The organism is Actinocrinis sp., from assembly GCF_035653575.1.
Lineage (GTDB): Bacteria > Actinomycetota > Actinomycetes > Streptomycetales > Catenulisporaceae > Actinocrinis.
Map to the genome: position 1 here is coordinate 1 of NZ_DASRBQ010000093.1, position 9,838 is coordinate 9,838.

General features: G+C 71.1%; 7 protein-coding genes and 1 pseudogene. 7 read left to right on the plus strand and 1 reads right to left on the minus strand.

The genetic code is table 11. The features are described 5' to 3' along the window. Positions 1 to 525 precede the first annotated feature (525 nt). The 6 genes and pseudogenes from VFA06_RS13315 to VFA06_RS13340 all read left to right on the plus strand — a co-directional run bounded on the left by VFA06_RS13315 (position 526) and on the right by VFA06_RS13340 (position 5,757). Positions 526 to 1,171 (plus strand): annotated as a pseudogene (locus VFA06_RS13315) (response regulator). Between the two features lie 215 nt (positions 1,172 to 1,386). Further along, the gene (locus tag VFA06_RS13320; protein WP_324840842.1) at positions 1,387 to 1,926 is read left to right on the plus strand and encodes a pyridoxamine 5'-phosphate oxidase family protein; all 540 of its coding nucleotides are present in this window, start codon (positions 1,387 to 1,389) and stop codon (positions 1,924 to 1,926) included. Between the two features lie 71 nt (positions 1,927 to 1,997). After that, on the plus strand, positions 1,998 to 3,755 hold the full coding sequence (locus VFA06_RS13325; protein ID WP_324840843.1) for a GAF domain-containing sensor histidine kinase: 1,758 nt from the start codon (positions 1,998 to 2,000) through the stop codon (positions 3,753 to 3,755). Positions 3,756 to 3,884: 129 nt separating this feature from the next. Next, positions 3,885 to 4,328 (plus strand): CBS domain-containing protein, encoded by a 444-nt coding sequence (locus VFA06_RS13330; RefSeq protein WP_324840844.1) that lies wholly within the window; start codon positions 3,885 to 3,887, stop codon positions 4,326 to 4,328. A 5-nt stretch (positions 4,329 to 4,333) separates the two neighbouring features. Further along, the gene (locus VFA06_RS13335) at positions 4,334 to 4,978 is read left to right on the plus strand and encodes a universal stress protein (RefSeq protein WP_324840845.1); all 645 of its coding nucleotides are present in this window, start codon (positions 4,334 to 4,336) and stop codon (positions 4,976 to 4,978) included. 32 nt (positions 4,979 to 5,010) lie between these two features. Next, positions 5,011 to 5,757, plus strand: a complete 747-nt coding sequence (locus tag VFA06_RS13340) for a CBS domain-containing protein (RefSeq protein ID WP_324840846.1) — start codon at positions 5,011 to 5,013, stop codon at positions 5,755 to 5,757. A gap of 80 nt (positions 5,758 to 5,837) precedes the next feature. On the opposite strand, the gene VFA06_RS13345 is transcribed toward VFA06_RS13340, so the two are convergent. Continuing rightward, entirely contained in the window at positions 5,838 to 7,079 is a 1,242-nt protein-coding gene (locus VFA06_RS13345) for an acetyl-CoA hydrolase/transferase family protein (RefSeq protein ID WP_324840847.1), read from the minus strand. 300 nt (positions 7,080 to 7,379) lie between these two features. On the opposite strand from VFA06_RS13345, the gene VFA06_RS13350 reads away from it, so the two are divergent. Continuing rightward, positions 7,380 to 9,758, plus strand: coding sequence for a GNAT family N-acetyltransferase (locus VFA06_RS13350; protein WP_324840848.1), 2,379 nt, complete (start codon positions 7,380 to 7,382; stop codon positions 9,756 to 9,758). Positions 9,759 to 9,838 lie beyond the last annotated feature (80 nt).

A 9,838-nucleotide genomic window follows, 5' to 3' on the forward strand; every position in this document is an offset into this window, starting at 1 on the left:
CGATCATGATCGGTCCGGCGATGAGCAGGGCGAAGCCGGTCAGGGCGGTAAGCCAGCGGACCAGAGAGCGGGCGGTGTGCAGCATGGGGGTGCCCTCCTTGGGGGCGATCGAGGGTCTGACGGGTGTTGTCTGCTGCGGAGGTGGCGGGGGTGGCGGAGCTGTCCGCTGTGGGTTCCGTGGGGTGGGCGGGTCGGTTTCGTGTCTGTGTGCACTGGAACGATCTCGCTGGCGGCCGGGCGGGGGCATGAGTCGGTGGGCTGGTGCACGGGTGGCTCAACGGCCTGTCTATGCGCGGGGCTCGACGGGACCTTGGACCCATCCCAGAGGGGTCCGGCCGGGTCTACGGTCTAGATATGACCCAGTCGTATGAGAATTTCCGCCCGGCAGCGCACGCCGGGATCGGTTCACGCCCCGACTCCGCGACAGCCCCCGCCAACGCTTCCGCCTCTGCCTCCTCCGCCTCCACCCCCAGCCCCGCGTCTGGCGTTGGCACGGGTGCAGGCACCGGCACGGGCACGAGTCCAGTGCGCGTGTTCCTGCTTGATGACCACGAGGTCGTGCGCCGGGGCCTGAAGGACCTGCTGGAGATCGAGGGCGAGTTCGTCGTGGTCGGGGAAGCCTCCACGGCCGCCGAGGCGTTGGCGCGGGGTTCCTGCGGTGCGGCCGCAGGTGGCGGTGCTGGACGTGCGGCTGCCGGACGGCGACGGGGTGACCGTGTGCCGTGAGCTGCGCTCGCGGATGCCGGAGCTGGCCTGCCTGATGCTGACCTCGTTCTCGGATGACGAGGCGCTGTTCGACGCGATCCTGGCCGGCGCCTCCGGGTACCTGCTCAAGCAGGTCGGCGGGACAGACCTGGTCGGCGCCGTGCGCACGGTCGCGGCCGGGGGCTCGCTGCTGGATCCGAAGCTGGCGGCTTCGGTGATGCAGCGGCTGCGCGGCGGGGAGCGCAAGGACCCGCTGGCCGGGCTGACCGGGCAGGAGCGGCGGATCCTGGAGCTGATCGGCGAGGGGCTGACCAACCGGCAGATCGGCGAGCGGCTTTTCCTGGCCGAGAAGACGGTGAAGAACTACGTCTCCTCGCTGCTGGCGAAGCTCGGGATCGAGCGGCGGGTGCAGGCTGCGGTGTTGGTGTCGGAGTTGAAGACGGGTGGGCGGGGCGGGCACGGCTGAGTTCCGCCACAGAGTTCCGCAGTGAGTTCCGCCAGGCGGGGTAAACCTGTGCGCCGGACCGGGTTGGTTGGCCCGCTAACCAGACCAGGTCGAGGGCCGGATGGGGCAAGGGCGAGACGGCGCAAAGGCGAGACAGGCCAGCGAACAGGGGGCGGAAGGCGGTTCAGGCCCTTCGGCCCTGTCGCTGCCGCAGGATGAAGGCTCAGCATCAGCTCATGGAAATCGATGCAAACGGGCTTGAGGTGCTCACCCGCGCCGAAGCCATCGCGTTGCTCGAGTCGCAGGAGGTCGGGCGGCTCGTCTACACCCGGCGCGCCCTGCCGGCGATCCGACCGGTGAACTTCGCGGTGCGTGGGGGCGCGGTGCTGATCTGGACCGGGTCGGCCTCCTCGCTGGGACAGGCGGTGCGCGGGGCGGTGGTGGCGTTCGAGACCGACGAACTGAACCGGACAACGCGCTCGGGCTGGTCTGTCTCGGTGCTCGGAACCGCGCAGCTGGTGACAGACGAGATTGAGTTGGCACGGGCCCGCGAGGACGGCCCTGTGCCGTGGGCGCCGGGGGTCAAGGACTACCTGATCCGTATCCCGCTGACTGTGGTGACCGGGCGTTGGCTTGGACCGCGCGAGGCGTCCTTGCGGGCGCCGGAAGCCGAACCAGGGCGGGCCGCGCGCGGCGGGCGCGCATCGAACGGGGTGGTAACGACCACGCGCGGGGACGGAGCGGTCGTGCCGAGCGGGTCGAGCGCAGTACCGTGATCCCGGAGGAGCGAACTCCGCGGCGCGCCGGGCGCGCGGTGCCGGTCGCTCCTTTGGAGAGGCGGTTGACCGTGGCCGACCAGCTTGGTGACGAGGTCTCCAGAATCCTGCCCACGCTGCGCATCGACGAGCTGCTCGACGAGCTGCAGGCGCGGCTGGCCTCGGTGCGTTCTTCCCGGGACCGGGTACGTCAGCTGCTTGAGGCCGTGGTCGGCATCGGCAGCGGGCTCGATCTCGAGCAGGCGCTCAGCCGGATCGTTCAAGCCGCCGCGACACTGGTGGACGCACGTTATGGCGCACTCGGCGTCCTTGGGGAGGACGGGCGCCGGCTGTCCCGGTTCATCACCGTGGGCCTCTCCCCGGAGCAGATCGCCGCGATCGGGCATTTCCCGGAGGGGCACGGACTGCTCGGCGAGTTGATCCGGCATCCGGAGCCGCTGCGCGCCGAGGACCTGAGCCGGCATCCGAATTCGTACGGCTTCCCGCCGAACCATCCGCCGATGCATTCCTTCCTCGGCGTACCGATCCGGGTGCGCGATGAGATCTTCGGCAACCTTTACATGACCGAGAAGCACGGCGGCGCACCGTTCGACGCCGACGACGAGGCCGTGCTCACCGCGCTGGCCGCGGCGGCGGGCGTGGCGATCGACAACGCGCGGCTGTACGAGGAGGCACGGCGCCGGCAGGCGTGGCTGGAGACGACTGCGGAGCTGACCCGCGGCCTGCTCTCCGAGCAGGACATGGACGACGTGCTGGCGGGGTTCGCGCAGCGGGTGCGCGCCTTCGCCGCCGCCGATCTCGCGGTGATCGCGCTGCCGTCACCGGCCAGCGGCGAGCTGCTGGTCGTGGCCGCGGATGGGCAAAACGCGGAGCGCGTTCGCGGGATGACCGTGGACGTCGAGGACACGCTGATCGGCGCGGTCTACAAGTCGGCGCAGGCCGAGGTGGTCGCCGACATGGCCAACTACCCGCGGGCCGGCAGGCTGCTGCCGGACGTGGCGTTCGGGCCGGTCTTGGCGGTACCGCTCGGCACGGCCGGGCAGGTGCGCGGCGCGTTCGCGCTGTACCGGCTGGCCGGCGCGCCGAACTTTGACATGGCGATGGTGAATCTGACCGCTGACATGGCGGTGCAGGGCGCGGTGGTGCTGGAACTGGCCGAGCGGCGCCGGGACAGCGAACTGCTCTCCCTGTACGCGGACCGGGACCGGATCGGCCGGGACCTGCACGACCTGGCGATCCAGCGGCTGTTCGCGACCTCGATGAGCCTGCAGGGCGCATACAAGATCACGCAGAAGCCGGCTGTGGCGCGCCGGATCGCGCAGGCGGTGTCAGACCTCGATGACACCATCAAGGTGATCCGTTCGACCATCTTCGCGTTGCACGCGCACGAGGAGGACCAGGAGGACGCGCCGGGCGTGCGCGCGCAGGTCATGGAGATTTGCGAGCAGGCGGCAAGTGCGCTGGGCTTCACGCCGAGCGTGCGGTTCACCGGTCCGGTGGAGCACCTGATCGGCCCGGACGTGGCGGAGCAGTTGGTGGCGGTCTTGCGCGAGGCGCTGTCGAACGCGGCCAGGCACGCGGGCGCCTCCCGGGTGGATGTGGATCTGACGGCGGACGGCACGCAGGTGGCACTGCGGATCAGCGACGACGGCGTGGGCATCGCGCCCGGCGGGCGGCGAAGCGGGCTGACCAACCTGCTCGAGCGAGCGCAGCAATTCGGCGGCACGTTCACGGCGAAGCCGGGCGATCAGGGTGGCAGCGTCCTGACTTGGACGGTGCCGACGGGGCTGGACATCGCGGCCGGCGGCACGGTGGGGATCAAGGGCTAGCTGGATCGGGGGCTTGGACGGGCTTTCGCCTGGTGGCGGACCACAAGCCCCCGGATTCGAGTCCAGTGGCGCGGCGGACCGGGTCGAAGGTCCCTGATCGTGCGGCCCTCGCGGCGGCACGATCGAAGCATGGACAACTACACGCTCGCGGTACTCGAATCTAAGACTGCCTCTGACGTCATGAGCCCGCCGTGCGCCATCGTGCGCAGCGACACCAGCGTGTGGGAAGTCGTTGAACGATTCCTCACCGGCCCCGCGCGGCATGTGGTCGTCATCGACGCGCAGAACCGTTCGCTCGGCGTCATCGGTACCCGGCATCTGGCCACCCTGTGGCCGCTGGACCCGAAGGTACTCAAGGCCACGCCGGTGCAGAGCCTGGGTTGCGCGGCGTGGATCGCGCTGCGTCCTGACGACGACCTGCGTACGTGTGCGCAAACGCTGACTGAGCACCACCTCGACGCGGTTCCGGTGCTCGACGAGGACGCCCACGTGCTCGGCGTGGTCACCGCCCGAGACGTCACCCGCGCGCTGGCCGACGCGACCGACCGCAAGCAGCATGCCTGGCAGGAGTGAGCTCGATGCCTGAAATGCGGAGTGGTGCAGCCCCGATCGTCGTCGGACTGGACGGCAGCGAGGCCTCGATGGCCGCTCTGCGCTGGGCGGCCGAGGAAGCGGCGGCCCATGGAGCGCCGCTGATCGCGGTGCACGTGATCGACCCGCGCGCGCACCGATTCGCGCCTTACGCAGGTCGCGCGCCGCACGCGATGCGTGATCCGGTGCACGACTCGGTGCGCGACGCCGACATCGCGGTCATGGACGACGCGGCGATGGTGGAGCAGATGGTCGCCGAGTGCGGCGTCTCGCACGCCAGGCGGGTCATCGAGGTGGGCGTGCCGAGTCAGGTGCTGGTGCGCCAGGCGATCGGTGCGCGGATGCTCGTGCTCGGGCAGGCCGATCACCACCGCCTGCGGGCCGGCGCGGGGCCGTATCAGCCTCCTGTGCTCGGAGTCATCTCCAGGGCCTGTGTCGCCCGCGCGACTTGTCCGGTCGTCGTGGTGCCCATCCCCGCTCAGCGCCACGCGTCATCCGTCCTGCGACCCGAGCCGCACAGCGTCCCGGAAGTCCGGGTCCCGGCGCACCGGGGCGCGTCGGCCGAGCACACACCAGTCGAGGGCGGGCGCGAACTCTACCCACACCGACCGGTGCCGATCGCGCACGGCTGACGCGGGAGGAACGGCTCGAAGGGAGTAAAAGGATGAGCGATATGCAGGCAAGCACCGGCGGCGGTGCGACGCACACGACCCCGTCGGCGGCCGCAACGGTGCGCGATGTCATGACGAAGGACGTCATCACAGTCCGCTCCTACGAGACGTTCCGGCAGATCGCGACGACGATGCTCAGCCGCGGCATCGGTGCGGTACCCGTCGTGGACTCGATCGGGCGCGTGATCGGCGTCGTGTCGCGTACCGACCTGATCGCGAAGGAAGCCGCCGCCGCGGAGGGGCAGTCCGAGCTCTGGGAGCTGCTGTCCCGGCGCGGACGTGAGGCGCAGGCCCGCAGCGAGGCGATTTCGGCCGGCCGGCTGATGTCCGTGAACTTGGTGACGGTGACCCCGGACACCGGTGTGGCGCGGGCGGCGTACCTGATGGAGCGTCACTCGGTGTCGCACCTTCCGGTGGTCGACGGGCGCGACGTCATCGTCGGGATCGTCTCCCGCAGCGACCTGCTGCGCGCCTACCTGCGTGCTGACCGTGAAATCCGGGGCGACGTGATCGAAGCGGTCTCCGCCTCGCTGTCGGAGCACGACGCGCGGGAGGTCGGCGTGGCGGTTGAGGACGGCGTGGTGACGCTGACCGGCACCTTGGAGCACCCGTCCGACACCGCCGAGGCGGCACGTGCGGCGCGCGCCGTGCGAGGCGTCGTGACCGTGGTCGACAGGCTCGGCTCGGAGAAGGCGGACTCGAGCGCGCCGGGTCCGTTCAACCCGGGGCCGATCTTCTAGCAAGAACTGGGTTTGCGAGTGCCCGCCGGTGAGATTGAGCTACCGGCGGGCACTGGTGCGTCGTTGTGCGTCTCTGAGAGTCAGGCGAGGATTCCGAGCTGGGCGGCCGCCTTCCGCAGGTGCTCGCGGGCTTCGGGCCGCGCAGCCTTGTCGATCAGGTGCTCGGCCTGGCCGCGCTGGCTGTGGCCGAACAGGTCCGCGCGGCCCTGGTCGGTGACGATCGCGGTGTGCTGGAACGAGGTGGCCGGAGTGCACAGCTGGGGCACGATCGTGGACGTGTCGCTCTTGGCGTGCCAGGACGGCAACGCGATGATCGCCTGGCCGCCGGGCGAGTGCAGCGCTCCGACCACGAAATCGGTCTGGCCGCCGAAGCCTGAGTAGATCCGGTCGCGCGCGTACGAGGCGTTGGCCTGCGCATAGAGGTCAACCTGTAGAGCGGTGTTGATTGACGTCATCGCGTGCTGCGCGGCGATACGCGCCGGATCGTTGACCGTCTCGGTACGCGCCATACGAAGTGCCGGATTGCGGTCCGCCCACGTGTACAGCTCGGGCGCGCCGAACAGGAACGACGCCGTCACCGGCGTGCTCTCGTCGAGGGCTCGGCGGGCGGACAGCTCGACGACGCCGTCGCTGATCATCTCGGACCAGACCCGAAGTCCGGTGTGCTCGGTGAGGGCCGCCAGCACCGCGTCGGGGATCGCGCCGATGCCGGTCTGCAGCGTGGCTCCGTCCTCGATCATCGGCGCGACAAGCCGGCCGATCCGCGCCGCAATGTCCGCCGCCGACGGGTCGCGCATGCCCACGGGAGAGGGCAGCGGGACGTCGTGCTCCACCGCGAAGTCGATGGTGTCGAGCGGCAGCTCGGCATCGCCAAACGTGTAGGGCATATTCGCGTTGAGCTGCGCGACGACCACGCCGCCCGCGGCTAGGGTGCGCTCGATCGCAGCCGGCAGGATGTTCACCTCGACGCCGAGGGAGACCTTGCCGTTGCGCGGAGCGGAGGTGTGCAGCAGGACGATGTCCGGGTGGTGGGTTGTGGCCAGGATCTGCGGTACGAGCGAGAGCCTCGCCGGTAGGTAGTCGAGGCTGGGCAGGCCGCGCATGCCGGGGCCGACGAACGGCGACTCGTGCCGCACGCCGTCGCGTACCGGGATTCCGGGCTGCGAGTTGAGCTGGAAGAGGCGGTACTGGGGCAGTGCCTTGTCGACCAGTTCCAGCAGGTGCCAGGGCGTGGCGTGATTACCGGACGCGACGACGCGCGGCTCGGGGTACGCGATACCTTCCAACAGCGACAGCAGCCGCGCGGAGTCGACGATTCTCATGTCTCGACGGTACGGCCCGCCACACAGTCGATCGCAGGGACTAAGGTCCCGCGAACACCACGAAAAGGCCCGAATCCGGGTGGGGATGTTCCCGTGTGCTCGGGTACGTCGGACCTGCGGCGCCGCACGCGTCCGCAGGACGAACGGCACGGCGCGACGCGCGAAATCGGCGACTCCGGTAGCGGCATGCGGGACCAATGGCCCAGTTTCGCTCGTGGCCTCCGGCCCTGGGGCGCAGGGCGGTTTCGCAGGATGCTCATCGCGTGACCCGCGGTCGAGCGGGCGGAAGGGGCGACTGCGATGACAATCGAGCTGGACACCGGGGGCTCCTACGCGCTGCTGACCGACGGCAGCTGCGTGCTGATCCGTGCCGCCGAGCCCGCGGACTGGCAGGCGGTGCACGACTTCGCCGCCGCGCTTGGCCGCGGGAGCATCTACCGGCGCTTCTTCGGCTTCCCGAAGTACCCGGGAAAGCTGCTGGCCGATGCGGTCTGCGCGCCAGCCGCCATTGCGTCCACTACCCCTGAGTCCGCCACCACTGCGATGCCGCGCACCCGCGGCGCCCTGCTGGCGTGGCTGGACGGCGCGGTCGTCGGCATGGCCGAGTGGATCCGCGCGGCCGATCCGGCCGAGGCCGAGATCGCCTTCGTGGTCGCGGACCGGATGCAGGGCCGCGGTGTGGCCACCCTGCTGGCCGAGTATCTGCTGGAGGAGGCCGACCGGGTCGGGCTGCACCGGTTCACCGCGATCACCCAGGGCGAGAACCGGGCCATGCTGGACGTGTTCGCCACCCTCGGCATCCCGGTACGCAAGAACTGGGACCACGGAACCTGGCTGGTGACCGTGGACCTCGACCTGCCCGCCGCCGCGCGGGTCGCCCTGCTGGACGCGGCGGCGCGGCGCGAGCGCATCGCGGACGACGCCAGCCTGCGCCGCCTGCTCGAACCGGGCTCGGTCGCCGTGGTCGGCGATCAGCAGGACCCTGCGACGCGGGCCGTGCTCGACCACCTGCGCGGCTTCGCCGGCCGGCTCTGGATCTGCGGCCCGGACGCCGCGGACCTCGACCCGGAGGCGCGCTTCGAGCTCGCGATCATCACCTCGCCGCCGCAGAACGCCGCGCGGGCCGCGCAGATCTGCGCCGGGCACGGCGCCCGCGCGGTGATCGCGACTTCGACAGCGTTCGACGACGCCTCGGGCCGCGCGCTGCTGGAGGCTTGCCGCTCGGCCGGCGTGCGACTGCTGGGACCGGGCAGCCTCGGCGTGGTCAACACCGGGGTGCGCTCCGGCGTGCTGAACGCCAGCCTGGCCCCCGGGCCGTTCCTGCGCGGATCGGTGGGCGTCGCGGTGCAGTCCGGCGGCGTCGGGCTCGCGGTCCTGCGCCACCTCGGCCGGCTCGGCATCGGGATCGGCACCTTCGCGGCGGTCGGCGACAAGTACGACGTGAGCGCGAACGACCTGCTGATGCACTGGGAGGGCGACGAGCGGATCCGGCTCGGCCTGCTGCACGTCGAATCCTTCGGCAACCCGCGCAAGTTCGCCCGCACCGCCCGCAGGCTCTCCCGCCGGGTGTCGCTGCTCGCGGTCGATCCGGAGCAGTCGCCCAGCGAGGCGCGCACCGCTCTGTACGCCCAGGCCGGAATCACCGCCGTGCCGTCGATGGGCGCCCTGGTCAGCGCGGCGGCGCTGCTGGCACACCAGCCGGCGCCGCAGGGCAGGCGGGTCGCGATCCTCGGAAACACCCGCGGCATGCTCAGCCTCGCCGTGCAGGCCTGCGTCAAGGAAGGACTCGAAGTCGTCGCGGCGCGCAACGTGACCGCCACGGCCGACGCGGACCAGCTGCGGCGCGCGCTGACCGAGACCGTGGAATCCGAGCCCTGCGACGCCGTGCTGATCGCGCTCGCGCCGACGGTCCCGGTCGCTCCGCATAACGCGCTCGCCGCCGGGAGCCTGACCCGAAACCTCAAGGTCCCCGTCCTGGCCGTGCTCACCGAGCAGGCCGAGACCGTCAGAGTGTCCAGCGCCGGCAAGGGCGCGCGCGGCGGCGACTTAATACCCTGCTACAACGACGCCGCTACCGCGGCCGCCGCGCTGGCCGCGGCTGCCGCGGCGACGGCCGTGCGCGAACGACCGGAGGACCCGGAGCCCGAGCTCGGACACGTCGACCGCGCCGCAGTGCGCCGCGTGATCGGGTCCGCTCTCGCCGCGACGCCACGCGGGCGCTCGCTCTACGCCTCCGAGCGCGCGGAACTGCTGGAAGCCTTCGGAATCGCGTCCGCGCGCGGACCCATCGACGACGGCGGCGCGAACCGGGCGCGCCGGCTGACGGTGACCGCGTGGCAGGACCCTGTCTTCGGCCCCCTGCTCACCTGCACGCGTGACGGCGACCCGGATGCGGCCAGGACGCTGCTCGTTCCGGCCGGAGCCGGCGAACTTGCCGCACTGGCCCACACCGTCCTGTCGGAGCGGCGCGCGACCGCGGTGGAGGGCGGTCGCCTTACCGATCTGCTGGCACGCGTCGCAGCACTCATCGACGACTCCCCGCAACTGGCCTCGGTGCGCGTCAACGTCGCGCTCGACGAGAGCGGATCCCTGCGCGTCACAGGCGGCGATGGGCAGGTCGCTCCGGCACAGCGTAAGGACCCGTACCTGCGCAGGCTGCGCCGCGCGCCAGTCGAATGAGGACGAGCGATCGCGGACGAGGTCGCTGCCTACTCGATCGGCACGACAGCGACCGGCGTCGGTGAGTGCGACAGCAACCC